This is a genomic window from Mumia xiangluensis, assembly GCF_010994095.1.
Classification (GTDB): domain Bacteria; phylum Actinomycetota; class Actinomycetes; order Propionibacteriales; family Nocardioidaceae; genus Mumia; species Mumia xiangluensis.
Window position 1 is genome coordinate 71,376 of the sequence record NZ_WJYO01000001.1, and the last position, 19,559, is coordinate 90,934.

General features: G+C 70.7%; 16 protein-coding genes. 3 read left to right on the forward strand and 13 right to left on the reverse strand.

The features are described from left to right. Position 1 precedes the first annotated feature (1 nt). From ftsH to GH747_RS00280, 4 genes are all read right to left on the reverse strand, one after another. Positions 2-2,041, reverse strand: a complete 2,040-nt coding sequence (ftsH, locus tag GH747_RS00265; protein ID WP_149767196.1) for an ATP-dependent zinc metalloprotease FtsH — start codon at positions 2,039-2,041, stop codon at positions 2-4. A 197-nt stretch (positions 2,042-2,238) separates the two neighbouring features. Next, positions 2,239-2,796 (reverse strand): hypoxanthine phosphoribosyltransferase, encoded by a 558-nt coding sequence (gene hpt / locus GH747_RS00270; RefSeq protein WP_149767198.1) that lies wholly within the window; start codon positions 2,794-2,796, stop codon positions 2,239-2,241. 23 nt (positions 2,797-2,819) lie between these two features. After that, positions 2,820-3,827, reverse strand: coding sequence for a tRNA lysidine(34) synthetase TilS (gene tilS / locus GH747_RS00275; RefSeq protein ID WP_149767199.1), 1,008 nt, complete (start codon positions 3,825-3,827; stop codon positions 2,820-2,822). 9 nt (positions 3,828-3,836) lie between these two features. Continuing rightward, complete coding sequence (locus tag GH747_RS00280) at positions 3,837-4,919, reverse strand: zinc-dependent metalloprotease (protein ID WP_228552714.1); 1,083 nt, start codon at positions 4,917-4,919, stop codon at positions 3,837-3,839. A 116-nt stretch (positions 4,920-5,035) separates the two neighbouring features. On the opposite strand from GH747_RS00280, the gene GH747_RS00285 reads away from it, so the two are divergent. Further along, complete coding sequence (locus GH747_RS00285) at positions 5,036-6,649, forward strand: SLC13 family permease (protein WP_149767201.1); 1,614 nt, start codon at positions 5,036-5,038, stop codon at positions 6,647-6,649. Positions 6,650-6,662: 13 nt separating this feature from the next. Here the strand turns inward: GH747_RS00285 and dacB are convergent, their stop codons facing one another. Both dacB and GH747_RS00295 read right to left on the reverse strand, forming a co-directional pair. Then, the gene (dacB, locus tag GH747_RS00290) at positions 6,663-8,138 is read right to left on the reverse strand and encodes a D-alanyl-D-alanine carboxypeptidase/D-alanyl-D-alanine endopeptidase (protein ID WP_149767203.1); all 1,476 of its coding nucleotides are present in this window, start codon (positions 8,136-8,138) and stop codon (positions 6,663-6,665) included. Between the two features lie 10 nt (positions 8,139-8,148). Continuing rightward, the gene (locus tag GH747_RS00295; RefSeq protein ID WP_149767204.1) at positions 8,149-9,813 is read right to left on the reverse strand and encodes a bifunctional metallophosphatase/5'-nucleotidase; all 1,665 of its coding nucleotides are present in this window, start codon (positions 9,811-9,813) and stop codon (positions 8,149-8,151) included. Positions 9,814-9,986: 173 nt separating this feature from the next. Between GH747_RS00295 and GH747_RS00300 the strand changes: the two genes are divergently transcribed. Beyond that, the gene (locus tag GH747_RS00300) at positions 9,987-10,481 is read left to right on the forward strand and encodes an inorganic diphosphatase (protein WP_149768609.1); all 495 of its coding nucleotides are present in this window, start codon (positions 9,987-9,989) and stop codon (positions 10,479-10,481) included. Between the two features lie 148 nt (positions 10,482-10,629). After that, complete coding sequence (locus GH747_RS00305) at positions 10,630-11,517, forward strand: isocitrate lyase/PEP mutase family protein (protein ID WP_149767206.1); 888 nt, start codon at positions 10,630-10,632, stop codon at positions 11,515-11,517. Positions 11,518-11,557: 40 nt separating this feature from the next. Here the strand turns inward: GH747_RS00305 and GH747_RS00310 are convergent, their stop codons facing one another. The 7 genes from GH747_RS00310 to ngcE form a co-directional block, all read right to left on the reverse strand. Next, positions 11,558-12,844: a C40 family peptidase gene (locus GH747_RS00310; protein WP_149767208.1), complete on the reverse strand. Its 1,287-nt coding sequence runs from the start codon at positions 12,842-12,844 to the stop codon at positions 11,558-11,560. Positions 12,845-12,899: 55 nt separating this feature from the next. Then, positions 12,900-14,528: a phosphoglucomutase (alpha-D-glucose-1,6-bisphosphate-dependent) gene (gene pgm, locus GH747_RS00315; protein WP_149767210.1), complete on the reverse strand. Its 1,629-nt coding sequence runs from the start codon at positions 14,526-14,528 to the stop codon at positions 12,900-12,902. Positions 14,529-14,538: 10 nt separating this feature from the next. Beyond that, positions 14,539-15,348, reverse strand: a complete 810-nt coding sequence (locus GH747_RS00320) for a hypothetical protein (protein ID WP_149767212.1) — start codon at positions 15,346-15,348, stop codon at positions 14,539-14,541. A 123-nt stretch (positions 15,349-15,471) separates the two neighbouring features. Then, positions 15,472-16,239: an SH3 domain-containing protein gene (locus GH747_RS00325; protein ID WP_149767213.1), complete on the reverse strand. Its 768-nt coding sequence runs from the start codon at positions 16,237-16,239 to the stop codon at positions 15,472-15,474. Between the two features lie 12 nt (positions 16,240-16,251). After that, the gene (locus tag GH747_RS00330; protein ID WP_149767215.1) at positions 16,252-17,154 is read right to left on the reverse strand and encodes a carbohydrate ABC transporter permease; all 903 of its coding nucleotides are present in this window, start codon (positions 17,152-17,154) and stop codon (positions 16,252-16,254) included. Then, positions 17,151-18,143 (reverse strand): carbohydrate ABC transporter permease, encoded by a 993-nt coding sequence (locus GH747_RS00335; protein WP_149767217.1) that lies wholly within the window; start codon positions 18,141-18,143, stop codon positions 17,151-17,153. The genes GH747_RS00330 and GH747_RS00335 overlap by 4 nt, the downstream gene beginning before the upstream one ends. Further along, entirely contained in the window at positions 18,140-19,558 is a 1,419-nt protein-coding gene (ngcE, locus tag GH747_RS00340) for an N-acetylglucosamine/diacetylchitobiose ABC transporter substrate-binding protein (RefSeq protein WP_149767219.1), read from the reverse strand. Before ngcE ends, GH747_RS00335 begins: the two co-directional genes overlap by 4 nt. Between the last annotated feature and the right edge of the window lies 1 nt (position 19,559).

Below are 19,559 nucleotides of genomic sequence, written 5' to 3' on the forward strand. Positions count from 1 at the left end.
GTCACCCGACTCCTGGTGTCGGCGGCTCCGGCGCCCCACCCATCGAGCCGCCACCGGGTCCGTGGAGGTCACCGTCGGCGCCGGGCGCGAGCACGATGGTGCCCTCTTCGGGGTCGTGGGTGATCTCGTGGCCGTTGACCTCCTTGGGCGAGGCGACCGGCGGCAGCGCCGAGGGCTTGCGGCTGTCGGAGCCGGTCCACGCGGGACGTGGGCTGCGCCGTCGCAGCGCCTCGAAGATCGCGGCGACCTCGCTCTTGTCGAGGGTCTCCCGCTCGAGCAGGGCGAGAACGAGCTGGTCGAGGACGTCGCGGTTCTCGGCGAGGATGTCGAAGGCCTCCTGGTGGGCGTAGGAGATGAACTTCGTCACCTCCTCGTCGACGATCGCAGCGAGCTCCTCGGAGTAGTTGCGCGAGTGGCCGATGTCGCGGCCGAGGAACGGCTCGGAGCCGTTCTCGCCGAGGCGGACAGCGCCGATGCGCTCGGTCATGCCGTACTGCGTGACCATCGCGCGCGCGAGGTTCGTCGCCTTCTCGATGTCGTTGGCCGCCCCGGTCGTCGGGTTGTGGAAGACGAGCTCCTCCGCCGCCCGGCCACCCATCATGTAGGCCAGCTTGTCGAGCATCTCGGCGCGCGTCTGGCTGTACCTGTCCTCGTCGGGCAGCACCATCGTGTAGCCGAGGGCGCGACCGCGCGGCATGATCGTGATCTTGTGCACGGGGTCGCTGCCGGGCAGCGCCGCGGCGACGAGCGCGTGGCCGCCCTCGTGGTACGCGGTGATCTTGCGCTCGTGCTCGCTCATCAGGCGCGTACGCTTCTGCGGACCGGCGACGACGCGGTCGATCGCCTCGTCGAGGGCGCGGTTGTCGATCTTCTGGTTCGAGGAGCGTGCCGTCAGCAGGGCAGCCTCGTTGAGGACGTTCGCGAGGTCCGCGCCCGAGAACCCTGGAGTACGGCGAGCGACGGACTCGAGGTCGACGTCGGCGTCGAGCGGCTTGCCCGCCGAGTGCACGCGGAGGATCTGGATGCGGCCCTTCAGGTCGGGCGCCTCGACGCCGATCTGACGGTCGAAGCGTCCGGGACGCAGGAGCGCCGGGTCGAGCACGTCGGGACGGTTCGTCGCGGCGATCAGGATCACACCGCCGCGGACGTCGAATCCGTCCATCTCGACGAGCAGCTGGTTGAGGGTCTGCTCGCGCTCGTCGTGGCCGCCGCCCAGGCCCGCACCGCGGTGACGACCGACGGCGTCGATCTCGTCGATGAAGATGATCGCGGGGGCGTTCTCCTTGGCCTGCTCGAACAGGTCACGCACACGGCTCGCACCGACACCGACGAACATCTCGACGAAGTCGGAGCCTGAGATGGAGTAGAACGGGACGCCTGCCTCGCCGGCCACGGCACGCGCGAGGAGCGTCTTGCCGGTCCCGGGAGGGCCGTACAGGAGGACGCCCTTGGGGATCTTGGCACCGACCGCCTGGAACTTCTGCGGGTCGGCCAGGAACTCCTTGATCTCGCCGAGCTCCTCGACGGCCTCGTCCGCGCCTGCGACGTCGGCGAAGGTGGTCTGCGGGGTGTCCTTGGCGACGAGCTTGGCCTTGGACTTCGCGAACTGCATGACGCGGCCGCCGCCACCCTGCATGGAGTTCATGAGGAAGATGAACAGGAGGAAGATCAGCGCGAACGGGAGCAGGAGCCCCAGCAGGCTGCCGAGGAAGCTCGGCTTGGGGATGTCGACGTCGTACGTCTTCATCTCCTTGTCGGCGACGCTCTGGTCGGCGAGCTCGCGCAGCTGGTTGCCCTGGTTGCCGAGCCAGCTGGCGCGCACCTTCTTGTCGTCGTCGAGCGTCGCACGGATCTCGTTGTCACCAGCACCGACGAAGGTGGCCTCGGAGACCTCGCCCTTCTCGAAGTACCGCACCATCGTGGCGGTCTCGACCTCTTCGTAGCCGTTGTTCGACGACACGAGCTGGAGCAGGGCGAGCACCGCGATGACACTGATGATGATCCAGAGCCACGGGCCCTTGAAGATGCGTTTGACGTCCATGATCCGAGGCCGCGCCTCGCTCCTCCTGCGTAGGAATGGGTACGGGAAATGACGGTACACGCCACGCCGCTGGCGGCGGAGGGCGTTCCGTCCCCTGGTGCTTCAACGTCCGGCACCCGCCCCCATGTTCCCAGAATCGCCGATCTTGCGGGTCACGGGGGCGTCACGGAGGCGTCTTGGCGCCGCCTGGGGCGACGTCAGGAGTAGACGTGCGGTGCGAGCGTCGCGATGTCGCGGAGGTTGCGGTAGCGCTCGTCGTAGTCGAGCCCGTAGCCGACGACGAACGCGTTGGGGATGTCGAACCCGACGTAGCGGACGTCCACGGCCATCTTCAGGGCCTCGGGCTTGCGCAGCAGCGTGCAGATCTCGACCGAGGCGGGCTTGCGCGAGCGCAGGTTGGAGGTGAGCCACGACAGCGTGAGGCCCGAGTCGATGATGTCCTCGACGATCAGGACGTGGCGGTCGGTGAGATCGGCGTCGAGGTCCTTGAGGATCCGGACGACGCCCGACGAGGTCGTGCCGGACCCGTAGGAGGAGACGGCCATCCAGTCCATCTCGACGTCGCGCTCGAGAGCGCGGGCGAGGTCGGCCATCACCATGACGGCGCCCTTGAGAACCCCGACCAGCAGGAGATCCTTGCCGTCGTAGTCCTCGCTGATCTCCCCGGCGAGCTCACGGAGCCGCGCCTGGATCTCGGCCTCGGAGATGTAGGTCTGGTCGAGCGCGAGGTCTCCCTCGATCTGCTTCGCGTCCACGGATCCAGCCTGACACAGCAGCCCTAACGGCGCGTGCTCGCCCTCCCGAAGACCAGGGACGGCCCGGCCCGTACGACGGTGAGCCCGCCGGGCAGCGCCGGACCGCCCTGCCCCCGCCAGCGCGTGACGAGCCGGTCGATCTCGGTGACGTGCGCAGCGGACAGGTCCGTGGCGGGTGAGCCGGCGGCCAGGGCGGCTGCCCGCAGGACGCGGGTGCGCAGGGCGCGCGGCAGTCCCAGCAGGTGGTCGACGTCGAGGCTGCCGTCGGCGCGGGTCGACTCACGGTAGGCGGTCGCCGCGAGCTCGTCGAGCAGGTCGGCGTCGTCGCGCAGGAGGTCGGCGCTCCGCGCGAGGGCGGCGCCGACGCCGGGACCGAGCGCGTCCTCGAGACCCGGGAGCAGGTCACGGCGCACCCGCACGCGTGCGTATCGCGGGTCGGTGTTGTGCGGGTCCTCCCACCACGCGAGCCCGGACGCCCGACACACCGCCTCGGTCTCGGCCCGGGTCAGGCCGAGCAGGGGACGGCGCAGGCGGCCGTCCCGTGGCGCGATACCGGACAAGGACCGCGCACCGGACCCGCGGGCGAGCCCGAGGAGGACGGTCTCGGCCTGGTCGTCGCGGGTGTGGCCGAGCAGGACCGCGGCGCAGCCGTGCTCCTCGGCGTACGCCGCGAGCGCGTCGTGGCGCGCCGCACGTGCCGCGGCCTCCGGCCCCCCGGCCGTGCCCACCGCGACCCGGACGACGTCGGCGTGGACGCCGAGCCCGTCGCGTACGGCGTCGGCGGCGGTCGCCGCCACTTCTGCGGACGTGTCCTGGAGCCCGTGGTCCACCACGAGCGCGCGGACCCGCAGGTCGCGGCGCGCCCCGACGTACGCCGTCAGTGCCGCCAGCGCGAGCGAGTCGGCACCGCCGGACACCGCGACGGCGACGCTCGATCCGGCCGGGAGGTCGTCGAGCGCGTCAGCCACCGCGCGGCGACCGCGTGCGACCGCCGGATCGAGCGGGCCGTCAGTGGTCGCCGAGCCGTCCACGGTCCGCGCTCACCCGTGCACGCGCGCGACCCAGAGATCGGGCTTCTCGATCTCCGCAGCGCTCGGGAGGTTGACCGGCGAGGCCCACACCGCGCTGAAGCCCTCACGGCCGACCTGGCGCTCGACGGCACGGACGAACGCGGCGCCGTCGCGGTACTGGCGCATCTTGGCCTCGAGCCCGAGGACCTGTCGCAGGAGCCGGTCGAGCATGCCGCCACCCTTGCGACGCTTCTCGAACCGCTTGCGGATGTGCTTGACCGACGGGATCACCGAGGGTCCGACCCCGTCCATCACCACGTCCGCGTGGCCCTCGAGCAGCGACATCACACCGGTGACCTTCGCGATCACCTCGCGCTGCTCGTCGTTCTGCAGCACGTCCATCAGCGACACCTGCTCGCCACGGATGAACCTGCCGGCCGTCTTCGACGCCTCGCTCAGCGACCGCGACAAGCCCTCGGGATCCATGTCGGTGGCGTCGACCAGCTGGTCGATGAGGCCCTGCATGTGGTCGCGCATCCACGGCACCGCCGTGAACTGGACCCGGTGCGTCTCCTCGTGGAGGCAGACCCAGAGCCGGAAGTCGTGCGGGTCCACGTCCAGCTCGCGCTCGACGTGCACCACGTTGGGGGCGACCAGCAGCAGCCGCCCGCCGGTCGGCAGCCCGTCGCCCACCGCCGGTGCCGTGAAGAACGGGTCGAACTGGCCGAGGACCTTCGTCGACATGAAGCCGAGCGCCGTCCCGAGCTCGGCGCCGGTGATCCGAGGCCCGACCGACCGCGCGAACCGGCCCGGCGTCTCTCCGCGCGTCTGTGCCGCGGCGGCCGCCTTCGCGAGCACCGGCGCCAGCACGACCTCGAACGACGCGAGGTTGGCGGCGATCCAGCCCGGCCGGTCCACGACGAGGACCGGAGCGCTCGCGGCGGTGGCGGAGAGTCCGGTGAACTCACGGACCGGACCCTCGGAGCGCGCGGCGCCCTCACGCAGCTCGGCGACCACCTCCGCGGCCTCGTCGGCCTCGACCTCGGGCCCCGGGCGCGTCATGCGTACGGCGGTGGCGAGCGCGAAGTCCCAGTCGATCATGCTCTCGGTCATGTCGCCGAGCCTACGCGGCAGGGCACGGCGATCGGACGCGCCGCGGAACCCGTGGTGTGATGCGGGCAACACGGTTGCTCAGAACCATGACGACACCGACCTCAGGGAGAGACGTCATGAGCACGGTCGAACGTGACCCCCGTCCGACGCCCACCGATGTCGACAAGGCATTCCTCGGTAGCGCCACCTATCGAAGTCTCGGCGAGCAGAAGCTGTCCCCCGCCGAGGAACGGTTCGAGAAGGCGCGCCGTACGTCCGGGCTGGTGCTGGCGCCGCTCGCGACGGTCATCATGCTGCTGATCCCGTTCGACCTGCCCGACCCGCAGCACAAGCTGTCCGCGGTCCTCGTCGGCGTCGTCATCCTGTGGATCACCGAGGCGGTCCCGATCCCGGTCGGCGGGTTCCTCGGCATCGCCGCGATCGTGCTGCTCGGCGTGGTCCCCGCCGACGACGCACTCGCACCGTTCGGGTCCTCGACCGTCTTCACCTTCATCGGTGCGTTCATCCTCGCCCAGGCGATGCTGAAGCACGGTCTCGCCAAGCGGTTCGCGATGTTCGTGCTGAACCTCCCCGGTGTCGGACGGTCCACGACGCGGGTGATCGTCGCGTTCGGTGCGATCACGTGCCTGCTGTCGGCGTTCGTCTCCAACACCGCCACGGTCGCGATGCTGCTCCCGACCGCCATCGGCATCCTCACCGTGATCGCGAAGCTCATGCAGTCGCAGGGCATCGTCGAAGAGGACTTCGACCCGCTGCGCCTGCGGGTGGGCGTCGCCCTGATGCTCATGCTCGCGTACGGCGCCAGCGTCGGTGGTCTCCTCACCCCCGTCGGCTCCCCGCCGAACCTCATCGGCCGCGGCCTGATCGAGGAGGCGACCGGCGAGACCATCCCGTTCCTCGACTGGGTGCTGCTCGCGCTCCCGATCTGCGCGGCGATGTTCGTCGCGCTCGTCGTCGTCCTCCTGCTCGTGAACCGCCCCGAGATCAAGCGTCTTGAGGGTGTCGAGGAGTGGGTCGACGCCGAGAAGGCCGAGCTCGGTCCGGTCTCGCGCGCGGAGAAGAACACGCTGGTCGCCTTCACGGTCACCGTCACGCTCTGGATCCTCCCCGGCATCGTCGCCCTGGTCGCCGGTGCGGACTCCAGCACGTACGAGACCGTGTCCGGTCGTCTCGACGAAGGGGTCGTCGCCGTCCTCGGTGCGTCGCTGCTCTTCCTGCTCCCGACCGACTGGGGAAGGCGCGAGTTCACGCTCCGCTGGAGCGACGCGGCGAAGATCGACTGGGGCACGATCGTGCTGTTCGGCACCGGCATCATCTTCGGGTCCCTGCTGGCGTCGACCGGGCTCGCGGAGACCATCGGCAAGGGCGCCTACAACTGGCTCGGCCTGAGCAGCGCCCTCCTCCTCACCGCGTTCGCCGTCGTGCTCGCGATCGCCGTGAGCGAGACGACCAGCAACACGGCGTCGGCCGCTGTCGTCGTCCCGATCATCATCCCGATCGCGATGGCCGCCGACGTCAACCCCTTCGTTCCCGCCCTGGCTGCGACGTTCGCGGCGTCGTTCGGCTTCATGCTGCCGGTCTCGACGCCGCAGAACGCGATCGTCTACGGGTCCGGCGTCGTCCCGATCACCCGGATGATCCGCTCGGGCATCTCGTTCGACGTCCTCGGTGCGATCCTCATCCTCGTCCTGCTGCCGGTGATGGTGTCGGTGCTCGGGCTGGGCGGCTAGCTGCCTGCCGCGGTCAGCCGGTGCCGCACGCGCAGGCGGTGAGGCGGGCCGCGATGCGGGCGAGGAGGTCGCGGGCGTCGCCGGTCTTGGGGACGGGGACCCGGTCGGTGAGCACCACGAACCCGACCGGAGTGCCGTCGGCCGTGATCGTGGTCCCGGCGAGTCCGTGGACGCCGGTGAGCGTGCCCGTCTTCGCGCGTACGGCGCCGAGCCCGGCGGCCGTCCCTGGCGCGGTGAACCGGGTGGCGAGCGAGCCGGTGAAGCCTGCCACCGGGTAGCGGTCGAACAGGTCGGCCGCGGTCGAGACGACCGAGAGCATCGACGCCAGGGTGACGTGGTTGCTGCGTGCAAGACCGCTGCCGTCGTAGATCCGGTTGCCCTCCCACGGCACTCCCAGCCCGGTCAGGATCTTCTCGACCGCGGCGACGCCGCCGGTGAAGCTGGCCGGCTGGCCTTCGGCGAGGGCGACATGGCGCAGGAGGACCTCGGCCGCCTGGTTGTCGCTGTGCTCGATGACGGACTGCACGATCTGTGCGACCGTGCCGCTGCTGACCGCCGCAAGCTCCTCCGACGACGCCGGCTTCGTGGCCGGGGTGATCGCCTCCACCGTGATCCCGCGGGCGCGGAGCTGACGCGCGAACAGCTGAGCCGCCTGCTTGTCGGGGGTCGCGCTGCGCTTCCATCCGTCGGTGCCCTGGTCGACCCACAGCGCGCTGACCGGCGTCGTGACGAACGACGAGATGTAGCCGGGCTCCCACTGTGGACTCACCGCCGGGCCGGTGAACAGGGACGCGTCGTAGCCGAGCGAGACCGAGCCGATCCCGTCCGCGCGCAGGGTCTTCGCGGTCTGCCGGGCGAGCTGGGCGAGCGAGACCTGCTGCGGGTACGCCGCGCGCGCCTCCTCGTCCGACGTCGCGGTGAGGTAGGGGTCACCGCCGCCGACGAGCACGACGCGCGTCGGCGCGCCGGCGGCCGGCGTCGCGGGAGCGGTCGTCGTCGGGGCCGTCGCCGTCGGTGTCGGGGAGTCGGTCGTGTCGCGGACGACGGTCGTACGGAACCGGTGCTCCGAGCCGATCGCCGTCATCGCCGCCATCGACGTGAAGAGCTTGAGCGTGGAGGCCGGCACGAAGGTGCCGGTGCCGCTCGACCACACCTGCTCGCCGGTCGTCAGATCAGACGCCGCGAACCCGACGTGCGGTCCGAGAGCCTTGCGGGACAGCAGCGGGCCGACGGCGCGCTGGACCGCCGCGGCATCGAGCCCGGCGCTCCCGGACGCCGCGGTCAACGCCGGTCGGAGCACGGGCGCCTCGGGAGTCTCGGGGACCGCCGCTGCCTCGGGCTCGCGAGCCGCGCAGGTGCCGTCCTCGCACACCCAGCGGTCGAGGTAGCCGAGGCTGTACGCGGCGACGCCGCCCCCGGCGACGACGAGCACGACCGCCAGCAGCAGGTACGGCCAGGCTCGGCCGGCCTCGGAGGCGCGCGATCGCATGCGGGCGAGCCTATCCGGGTGGGACGAGCACGATCGGGACGCCGTCGTGCACGAGCCGCCAGTGCGGCGGGGTCGAGGCGTACGGCCGCCCGGCGGCGAGGTGGCTCTCGACCAGATTCCGGAGGGACCCCGGCACCTCGGCGACGACCGGCACGCGGGCGACGTCCGGGTACGACGCCGCACCCGACGCGCGGTAGCGGCTGACCACCACGTCCAGCCGGTGGTCGTCGGCGAGCGGAGCGCCGTCGTACGCCAGCCCGGTCACCCGCCGCCCGACGGGCCGGGCGAGGTCGATCTCGTACGTCAGCGGGGCGTCGACGCCGTACGCGATGTCGTGGTCGAAGTCGGGTGTCCCGAGCGGGGTGCGCGAGGTGGGCGCGTTCGTGAGCGCATCGGGGTCGTACGGCCCTGGTCCGGCGGCAGCGCGGAAGAAGGTGGCCGCGTGCTCGAGGTGGCGGCGCAGGGCGCGACCGTCCATCTGGACGACGACGACTCCGCTGTCGAACGGGCAGAGGGCGGCGACGTCGCGTCGGCGTACGGGTCCCGCGGCGAGCGGCGCGCACCGGCTCGCCGGCGACACCAGGCTCACGAGCGGCGCCGTCGACCCTGAGACCGCGCGAGCCCCCTCGGCCTGGGCGAGCGCGACGAGTGCCAGCGCGTCCGTCGCCCGGTACCGCGAAGGCTCGGGATCGATGGGCCCGGGCGCGTGCCCGACGACCTCCGCCCCCAGCGCCCGTACGCGGGCGTGCTGCGGCGCGACCAGCGCCACGACGGCCGGGTCCTCCGGCGCCGTCGCGGTGTCGATCAGGCGCGAGCGCGAGGTGCCGACCCGCCACCGGCCGCCGTCCGCGACGAGGTCGAGCTCCACGAGCGCGACCCGCATGCCCCAGCAGAGCGGCTCGGTGAGAAGGACGGGACGACCGTCCGGGCCTCGCTCGACGTGCTCGTCGACCTCGATGTGCGCGTGACCCGCGACCACGACGTCGATGCCCGGGACGAGGCGGGCGAGGTCGAGGGCGGCGTTCTCGCGGGTCGGTGGTTCGACGATGCCGGCGTGGACGACGGCGACGACCACCTCGGCGCCATCCCCACGCACGGCGGCGACCAGAGGGCCAGCCGCGGCCACGAGGTCGTCGAACCGGAGCTCGGCGGCCACGTCACGGTTCCAGGCGGTCACGCTCGGAGTGGTGAGACCGACGATCCCGACCCGCACGGACACCCCCTCGGCGACCGGGACGTCGCGGACCACCGAGCCCGCGAACGCCGGCTCCCCCGTCACCGCGTCACGGACGTTGCCTCCGAGCAGGGGTGCGTCCAGCTGGTCGCGGAACGCCGCCAGCGCGCGTACCCCGTAGTCGAGCTCGTGGTTGCCCAGCGTCACGGCGTCGTAGCCGAGGTGGTTCATCGCCGCCGCCATCGGGTGCAGCGGCGGGGTCGGCTCGCTCAGCCGGCGCGAGAAGTGGTGCGCGAGCGCGCTCCCCTCGAGCACGTCGCCAGCGTCGACGAGGAGCGCGTACGGCGCTGAGGCCCGGACCTGCCGCACGACCGACGCGACCCGGGCCAACCCGATCCGGTTGCCGTACGCGTCCTCGTACGGAGAGTCGGTGCCGTAGTCGAAGTCGCGGACCTGCCCGTGGAGGTCGGTCGTCGCGAGGATCGTGAGGCGCGCAGTCATGGCAGGGGTAGGCTGTTACCTACGTCACAGCCAGTCCCCCCGTGTCCTGTCGCATGGTCCACATAGGGGAGACTAGACAGGTCTCGCGCGTCGGGTCGGACCGACCCGGACGATGCAGCATCGAGACGATTGGCCGCAACGAACATACGCACGAAACCAATGGAGGAACAGTGCTGGAATTCGACGTCACGGTCGAGATCCCCAAGGGCGTACGCAACAAGTACGAGGTCGATCACAAGACCGGCCGGATCCGTCTGGACCGCACCCTGTTCACCTCCACCCAGTACCCGGCCGACTACGGCTTCATCGAGGACACCCTCGGCCAGGACGGCGACCCGCTCGATGCGCTGGTCCTGCTCTCCGAGCCGACGTTCCCGGGCTGCCTGATCCGCTGCCGCGCCATCGGCATGTTCCGCATGACCGACGAGGCCGGCGGCGACGACAAGGTTCTGTGCGTCCCGGTCGACGACCCGCGCCAGGAGCACCTGCAGGACATCCGCCACGTGCCTGAGTTCGACCGCCTCGAGATCCAGCACTTCTTCGAGGTCTACAAGGACCTCGAGCCCGGCAAGTCCGTCGAGGGCGCCGAGTGGGTCGGCCGCCGCGAGGCCGAGGACGAGGTCGAGGCGTCGTTCAAGCGCCACATCGACCTGGGCGAGCAGCACTGAGCGCGCCCACCGACTGAGCCGAAGGCCGCCGATCCCCACCGGGGTCGGCGGCCTTCGTCGTACGCGGACTGTCTGCGCGAGGTGGCACACTCGTGCGTGCTGCGACGAGCCCAGGTCCGCCGCAGGGAGGTCGACGCTGGAGGCACGCATGGACTCACCGGACGCAGGCCGCGACGCGGATCGCAGGGAGCGAGCTCGCCGCTTCGCGACCCTCCACCAGCAGGGCTGCTTCCTCCTGCCCAACGCCTGGGACGCCGGGAGCGCCCGGATGCTGGAGTCGGCCGGGTTCCCGGCGATCGCCACCACCAGCGCCGGCATCGCCTTCTCCTACGGTCGTCCCGACCACGGCTTCCACACGGAGCACCCGGACGGCGGTCGGCTCGATCGCACCCGGCTGCTCGCCCGCACGCAGGAGATCGCCCAGGCGGTGGACGTGCCAGTCAGTGCCGATCTCGAGGACGGCTACGGCGCGGCGCCGGAGGTCGTGGCCGAGACCGTCGGCCTCGCACTGGCCGCCGGCGCCGCCGGTGGCAACATCGAGGACTTCACCGGCAGGCGCGACGCTCCCCTGTACGCCCGGGAGCTGTCGGTCGACCGGATCCGAGCGGCGCGAGCGGCGGTCGATGCGTCGGGCGAGCCGTTCGTCCTCGTCGGACGGACCGACGCCCTGATCACGGGCGGGTCGATCGCCGAGGCGATCGACCGTGCCAACGCCTACCTGGCGGCCGGCGCCGACTGCGCGTTCGTCCCGGGCGCCGCCGACGAGGCGACGATCACGACGCTGGTGGCCGAGCTCGACGGCCCGCTCAACGTCGTCATGGGACTGACCGGCGGGGCGCTGTCGCTTGCCGACCTGGCAGCTCTGGGAGTTCGCCGGGTCACCGTCGGCGGCAGCATCGCCCGCACGGTGTACGCCCAGCTCCGCCGCGCGGCCACCGAGCTGCACGATCTCGGCACCTTCTCGTACGCCGACGCCCAGCTCTCGCACGACGACCTCAACGCCCTCTTCGGAGAGGGCCCGGCGCAGGGCGGGTGACCCGCCCTCTCGAGGATCGGTGCCGTCGGAGCCGAGGGCCTCAGCGGATGCGTGCGGCGAGGTCGGGTGTGGTCGACGCGTAGACCGACACGACCTGGACGTTCTTGCCGGGTCGCGGCGCCTCGATCATCCAGCCGTCGCCGAGGTAGAGCGCGACGTGGTAGATCGAGCTCGGACCACCGCGGCTCCAGAACAGCAGGTCGCCGCGCTTCGCGTCGGCAAGCGAGATCGGCACCGACGACGCGTACTGGGCGCCGCTGAAGTGCGGCAGCGCCTTGCCGGCGGCTCCCCACGCGCGCATCGTGAGCCCGGAGCAGTCCCACACGTCCGGGCCGGCGCCCGCCCACACGTACGGCTCGCCGACCTGCTCCATCGCGAACCGGATCGCTGCCTCGACACCCTTCACACGCTTCGGCGGGTTGGGGTCGACCGGCGTCGGCGACGGCGACGGCGCGGGTGCCGGACCGGGTGCCGGGGACGGGGCGGGCGTGGGCGTGGGCGCGATCTGGGACAGGTCCTCGGGCGGCCGGTTCGCCGACTCCTGGGCTGCCTGCGCCAGCTTCTCGAGGGCCCGCTGCCGCTTACGAGCGATCGTGACCGAGATGCCCTCGGCGTGGGCCAGCTCGCGGATGAGCTGGTCGCGGTCGCGCTGGAGGGAGGCGCGTGCAGCAGCGGCAGCGGCGACCGCCGTCTCCGCCTCCTGCTTCGCGGCCTTCGCCGACGCTGTCGCCTTCTCCTGCTTCGCGACGGCCACCTCGGCGGCGCGCTGGAGGGACGCAGCGACGGCCCGCTTGGACTCGTAGCGCGCGAGCGCGGCCCGGCTGGCGTCGCCGACCGCGTCGTACGCGGCGATGTCGTTGAGGATCGAGGTCGGGCCGTCCTCGTAGAAGAAGCTGCGGAGGCGGTGGTAGGGGTCACGGACTGCGACCCCGCCGAGCGTCAGCCGCTCGACCAGGCGGCGCTCGGCCTCGGCGGCGGTGGCCGCGCCCTCGGCGTCGGCCTTGGCTGCGGCGACGGCCTTCTCGGCCTGCGCGAGCGCGTACTCGGCGCCGTTGTACTTCTCCGACGCCGCGGCAGCCTGTGCGGCGAGGGTGTCGACGCGCGCGGTGGCGGCCGTGATGCGGGCACGGATGGAGACGACGTCGTCGGCCTTCGCCGCGGCGTTCGTCTGAGCCTGTGCGACGTCCTCGGCGCTCGGGATGTCGTCCGTCGGTGCGGGGTCGGCGTAGGCGGCGCCGACGCCGGTGAACGTCAGCGTGCCCGCAGCGAGCAGGGGCACGAGGGCGCGCCGCAGAGCACCTGCCTCACCGTGCCGCCCGAGCCTCACGTCGTGCCCCCTCGCTCATCGCGCCAGGCAGGAGGTGCGCCTGGCGATTTTGACTCTACGTCAGCGCCTCGGTCACCACAGCCCGTGCTGCAGATTGGACCTCGGCCAGATGGTCCGGTCCCTTGAAGGACTCAGCGTATATCTTATAGACGTCTTCTGTCCCTGACGGTCGAGCAGCGAACCACGCATTCTCCGTCTCGACCTTGATCCCACCGATCGCGGCGTCATTGCCCGGCGCGTGCGAGAGGACGCGGGTGATCGGGTCGCCCGCCAGCTCGGTCGCCTTGATCGCCGTGGGCGCGAGCGCACCGAGACGCTTCTTCTCCTCCCGGGTGGCTGGGGAGTCGACGCGTGCGTAGGCGGGATCACCGTGACGCGCGGTCAGCCCGGCGTAGTGCTGGCTCGCGCTCCGGCCCGTCACGGCCGCGATCTCCGCCGCGAGCAGCGCGAGCACGAGACCGTCCTTGTCGGTCGTCCACACCGTGCCGTCCTTGCGGAGGAACGACGCACCGGCACTCTCCTCGCCGCCGAAGACCGCCGACCCGGAGAGCAACGGGTCGACGAACCACTTGAATCCCACCGGCACCTCGTACAGCGCGCGTCCCGCGTCCGCCACGACGCGGTCGATCATGCTCGACGACACCACGGTCTTGCCGACCCCGGCGGCGGCATCCCAGGAGCGATGCTCGGCCAGGTAGCCGATGGCGACCGCGAGGAAGTGGTTCGGGTTCATCAGGCCGGCGTCCGGGGTGACGATCCCGTGCCGGTCGGCGTCGGCGTCGTTGCCGGTCGCCACGTCGAAGCGCTCACGCTGCGCGACCAGCGACGCCATCGCGTACGGCGAGGAGCAGTCCATGCGGATCTTGCCGTCGTGGTCGAGCGTCATGAAGCCCCACTGCGGGTCGACGGTCGTGTTGACGACGGTCAGCTCGAGGCCGTACTCCTCGCCGATCCGGCCCCAGTACGCGACCGAGGCGCCGCCGAGCGGGTCCGCGCCGATGCGGATGCCGGCGCCGGCGATCGCCTCCAGGTCGAGGATCGACCCGAGGTCGTTGACGTAGTGCGTGAGGAAGTCGTAGCTCTGGACCCGGTCGCGGGTCTCGTCCGTCGTCGCCCGCTTCACGCCGCGCAGCCCGTCGCGCAGCAGCGCGTTCGCGCGGTCCTGGATCCAGCCGGTGATGTCGGACCCGGCCGGTCCGCCGTGAGGCGGGTTGTACTTGAAACCGCCGTCGCGGGGAGGGTTGTGCGAGGGCGTCACGACGATGCCGTCGACCTGCCCGTGCGCACCGAGGCCGTTGAGCCGCAGGATCGCGTGCGAGACCGCCGGTGTCGGCGTGAACCCGTCCTCGGCGTCGACCAGCGTGACGACGTCGTTGCCGATCAGCACCTCGAGCGCGGAGTGCCACGCGGGGAGCGAGAGCGCATGGGTGTCGCGGCCCATGAGGATCGGCCCGTCGATGCCTGCCTGGGTGCGGTACTCGACGATCGCCTGCGTGGTCGCCAGGATGTGCGCCTCGTTGAACGCGCCGTCCAGGCTCGAGCCGCGGTGCCCGCTGGTGCCGAACGCCACCTGCTGCGCCGGGTCGTCAGGGTCGGGAGTGCGGTCGTAGTAGGCGGCGGCGAGGGCGTCCAGGTCGACGAGGTCCTGCGGCTGGGCCGGCGTACCGGCGCGTGGATCCACCATGCGCCCCAGCCTAGGGGTGTACGACCTCGGCGTCCGTTGCCTGCACGCGCCCGACCGGTACGAGGCGCGTGTCGTCGTTCCACGCGACGATCCAGCCGCCGGTGCGCGGGTGGCCGGCGAGGTGCAGGGTGTCGCCGATCCGCGGCGGCAGGTCCGATGCCACGCGAGCCTCCCACTGGTACGCCGCGCCTCCCACGGTCGCGGTGAGGAGGACGACGTTCGGGCTCCTCGGGCGCGCATAGTCGACCAGCACCGCGGTCGACAGCTCGCGACCACGCAGCAAGGACGGCAGCGCGAGCGGTGAGAAGCCGAGCGTGAGGCGTACGGCGGCGTACGCGACGGCGAGGAGGAACCCGAAGAACATCAGGGCTGCCGCGATCCGGAACAGCCAGTCGACGATCCGCTGCCACAGGGCGTGGTCCGGCGGCGGGAGCTCATCGACGAGGAAGGCACGGTCCTGCCCGGGAAAGACGACGACCTCGATCTGATCGTCGATCTCGGGGTAGACGTCTCCCACTGGGAACTCCGGGTGCCACAGCGCCACGACGTGGCCGTCGCCCAGGCGGACGAACTCGTCCTCGGCGAGCGAGAACGTGATCCCGGCGCCGTCGCTGCCGTGGTCTTCGATCCCGAGGTACGTCGCCGTCTCGTGCGGCTCGGTCGTCGCCAGCCGCTCCGCCCTCGCCTGCATCACGACGCTGTGCACAGCGATGCCGGCGAAGACGATCACACCCGCTGCGACGACGGCGGCGACCAGGGTCGCGGCGACGACGCGGGCCCGCAGGCGGGTCAAAGCGCGAGTGGTGTCGGCGGCCGGCACACGGGGCTCCTCGAGAAGCTTCAGGGAGCCTGATCGTAGACGTCCGGCGCCTCCGCTGTCCTCGGAATCGCCCAGCCTTGGGGCGGGCCCCGAGCACCGGTCGACGCGGGACGAGTCGCCGGATCAGTGGTGTACGAGCTCGGCGTCCGTTGCCTGCACGCGCCCGACCGGTACGAGGCGGGTGTCGTCGTTCCACGCGACGATCCAGCCGCCGGTGCGCGGGTGGCCGGCGAGGTGCAGGGTGTCGCCGATCCGCGGCGGCAGCTCCGATGCCACGCGAGCCTCCCACTGGTACGCCGCGCCTCCCACGGTCGCGGTGAGGAGGACGACGTTCGGGCTCCTCGGGCGCGCATAGTCGACCAGCACCGCGGTCGACAGCTCGCGACCACGCAGCAAGGACGGCAGCGCGAGCGGTGAGAAGCCGAGCGTGAGGCGTACGGCGGCGTAGGCGACGGCGAGGAGGAAGCCGAAGAACCGCCCGCCGTCGACCGTGATCAACAGCACCCACTCGGCGGCGCGGGGCAAGAACGAGCTGCCGGCGGCCGGAACCTCCGACACCAGGAACGCACGCTCCTCGTGGGCGAAGCGGACGACCCAGACCTTGTCGCCGTCGGCCACCGACGCCTCGTACCCGCTCATCTCGGTTCGCCAGAGGGGGACGACCTCGCCGTCCTCGAAGACGACCGCGTCGTCCTCCACGTAGTGCGCGACCACGTGCGGCTCGGTGGTGGCGAGCACCTCCGCCCGCACCTGCGTCCACACGCTGTGGTGGACCGCGACGGCACCGAGCGCGCAGACAGCCACGCCGACGACGGCCGCCACCACCACCCCCGCGGCCACCCTGACCCGCAGGCGGGTGGGCAGCCGCGAGGCGGCGGGGGCGTACGACATGGGCGGAGGCTACTACTTGCCCGCGCCCTGCGAGACCGATCCCTGGAGCTGACGCTGGAAGATGATGTAGACGACGAGCACCGGGACGATCGTGATCACGACCGCTGCGAACAGCCGGCCGTAGTCGGTGTTGTAGCCGGCCCTCGACGCGAACGCCGCCATCCCCTGCGACAGCACGTAGTTCTCGCGCTTGGTGTTGAGGGCGACCGGGAGCAGGAACTGGTTCCACAGGCCGAGGAAGTTGAAGATCGCCACCGACGCGATGCCCGGCTTCGCCATCGGGAGCATGACCTGGAAGAACTTCCGCCATTCGCCCGCACCGTCGATCTCCGCCGCCTCCGAGACGTCCTGCGGCAGCACCTTGAAGAACGGGTACAGGAAGAAGACGGTGAACGGGAGCGCGAACGCCACGTACGTGATGATCAGACCCGGCAGCGTGTTGAGGATCCCGAAGCCCTTCAGCACGAAGAACAGCGGGACGATCGCCAGGAAGATCGGGAACGTGAGCCCGACGAGCATCATGTAGTAGATGAGGCGGTTGCCCGGGAACGCGAAGCGCGCCAGGACGTACGCGCACATCGACCCCAGCAGCATGACCAGGACCAGCGCCGTCCCCACCACGACAATCGTGTTGACGAAGTAGCGGCCGATGCCCTCCGACGTCCACGCCGAGACGTAGTTGTCGAAGCTCCAGTGGGCGGGCAGCGTGAACGGCGAGGAGAAGATCTCGCTGCTGGTCTTGAAGGACGACAGCAGCGTCCACAGCAGCGGGACGATGACGAGCGCCGCCCAGATGCCGAGGATGACGTGGGCGACCGTGGCGACGCTCCGGTCGCCCGTCCGCTTCTGCTTCCGGCCCGTCGGTGGTGGGTCCTGCGTGGCCGCCGGCTGCGACGTGTCGGTGCCCGCGGTCATCGGCGCACCCCTTCCTGTCGACCGCCCAGCAGGCGGTTCACCGTGAAGACGATCGCAGCGAAGACGAGCGTCGCGACCGCCATGACCACGCCCATCGCGCTCGCGAGCCCGAACTGGCCCTTCTCGAACGCGGTGATGAGCAGACGTTGCGGCATCACCAGCGTCGAGTTCTCGGGACCGCCGCCCGGGTTGAGCGCCGCCATGTACACGAACGCGTCGAGCGCGAGGATGCCCAGATAGATGTACGCCGTCTGGACGTTGTCGCGGATCAGCGGCAACGTCACGGAGAACGCCGTACGGAGCCGGCCCGCGCCGTCGATCCTCGCCGCGTCGTACAGCTCGCCGGGCACGCTCTTGATCGCCGCGACGAACAGCACCATGTAGAAGCCGACGAAGCCCCAGATGATCACGAACATCGAGGCCGGCATCGCCGTCCTGGTGTCGCCGAGCCACGGGTACGACTCGAAACCGTCCAACCCGATCCCGGTCAGCACACCGTTGAGCAGGCCGTTCGACGGGTCGAACATCTGCAGCCAGATCAGGCCGATGACGATCGCCGGGATCGTGTACGGGAAGAAGGAGATCACGCGGTAGAAGCTCGATCCCTTCAGGCCGCGGGTCGCCCCGTGCGCCGAGCCGCCGACCGTGATCATCGTGGCCAGCGCGAACGCCAGCACGACGGTCACGAACGGCACGACGATCGCCAAGAAGATGTTGTTGCGCAACGACGTCATGAAGATGTCGTCATCGAGCAGCTTCTGGTAGTTCTCCAGGCCGACGAAGTTCATGTCGGGCGTGAACCCCGACCAGTCGGTCAACGAGTACCAGAAGGCCTGCACGAAGGGCCACACCACGAACACCGAGAAGAGCGCCAGAGGCAGCACGAGGAACACCAGCACGAAGCTGATGCGGTCGAACGTCCACGGCTGCCGCGCCTTCTTGCGCGGCTTCTCGGTGTCCGCGGTGGGGACCAGAGGGGACTCGATCACGTGACGGGGATCTTCTTGATCGAGTCGTCCTCACGGATCTTGTCCGTGATGTCCTGCAGTCGCGACGTCAGCTCCTTCACGCTCGACTTGCCGGCGAGGAAGCTGTTCCAGACGACCAGCTGGTCGACGTTGGTGCCGTAGAGGTCGACGAACGACCACGTGAAGACGTCGGATCCTGCCGCGGTGAGCATCTCGCTCTGCGACACGAGCGCCGTCGACCCGAAGCCGTCGGCAGGGACGGTGTCCTTGACGATCGTCGGAGCCAGCTTGGTCTTGGCGAAGTTGGTCGCCGCCTCCTTCGAGAGCATGGTCCGCAGCAGCTCCTTGCCGCCGGGCACGTTCTTGCCCTGCGACGGGATCATGAACGGCTCGCCCGCGGCGCTGTGCAGCGCGGTGTACGGGAGCGCCGAGTCGGCCGTGACCGTCATCTCCGGGAAGCCCTTCATGTCGAACCCGGCCTTGGTCTGGTCCTTCATCTCGTTCTCGATCCAGGACCCGGACGGGTAGAGCAGCGCGTCCTGGTTGTTGCTCCACTGCGCCTGGGCCGCGGTGAACTGGGTGCCGGCGCCGCCGGGCTTGACGTAGCCGGCGTCGATGATCTTGCCCAGCCCTTCGAACACAGCCTGGACGTCCGGGTTCGACCAGCAGTTCGCCTCGAGGTTCTCGAGGGCCAGCCGGACCTCGTCGCCGCCCTGCTTGATCGCCGAGCCGATGGCCAGCGTCTGGTAGTAGGTCGCGGCCTCCTTGCCCCACAGGAAGAGGTACTTGCCTGCGGCCTTGGCCTTGGCGCCGAGGTCGAGCGCCTCGTCCCAGGTCTTCGGAGGCGTCCAACCGTTCTCCTCGAACAGGCTCGAGGAGTACCACACCGCGTAGACCGTCATCACGTAGTTCAGGGCCGCCAGCTTGCCGTCGAACGTGCCCGGCGCCTCCACGCCTCCGAAGAGGGTGTCGCGGATCTTCGTGCCCTCCAGGTTGTTGGCGTCCAGGACGTCGGAGAGGTCCTCGACCTGATCCAGGATCGTGCTGAATCCGATCGAGTTCTCGCCGGAGTTGTCGATGAGGTCCGGCGGGTCCCCTGCGACGAAGCGCGGCTGCAGCTCCTGCGAGATCTCGGTCGTGGGCGACACCTTGACCGTCGAGCCCTCGTGGTTCTTCTGCATGATCGTCGCCGCGAACGACACGTAGTCGGTGCCGTAGCCGCCGTCGAAGATCACCGCGTCGGTGGTCGAGTCCGCCGCCATGCCGAACGGGTTGTTGGCGCTCTTCTCGCCGCCCTTCGACGAGCTGTTGTCGTCGTCGTCGCTGCTGCTCCCCGCGCACGCGGCGAGGGCGCTGCTCAGCGGGACGATCGCGGCAGCCGCCAGGGCGCCTCGGAGCAGTGTTCGGCGGTCGATCGTCTTCTTGTCGATACTCATC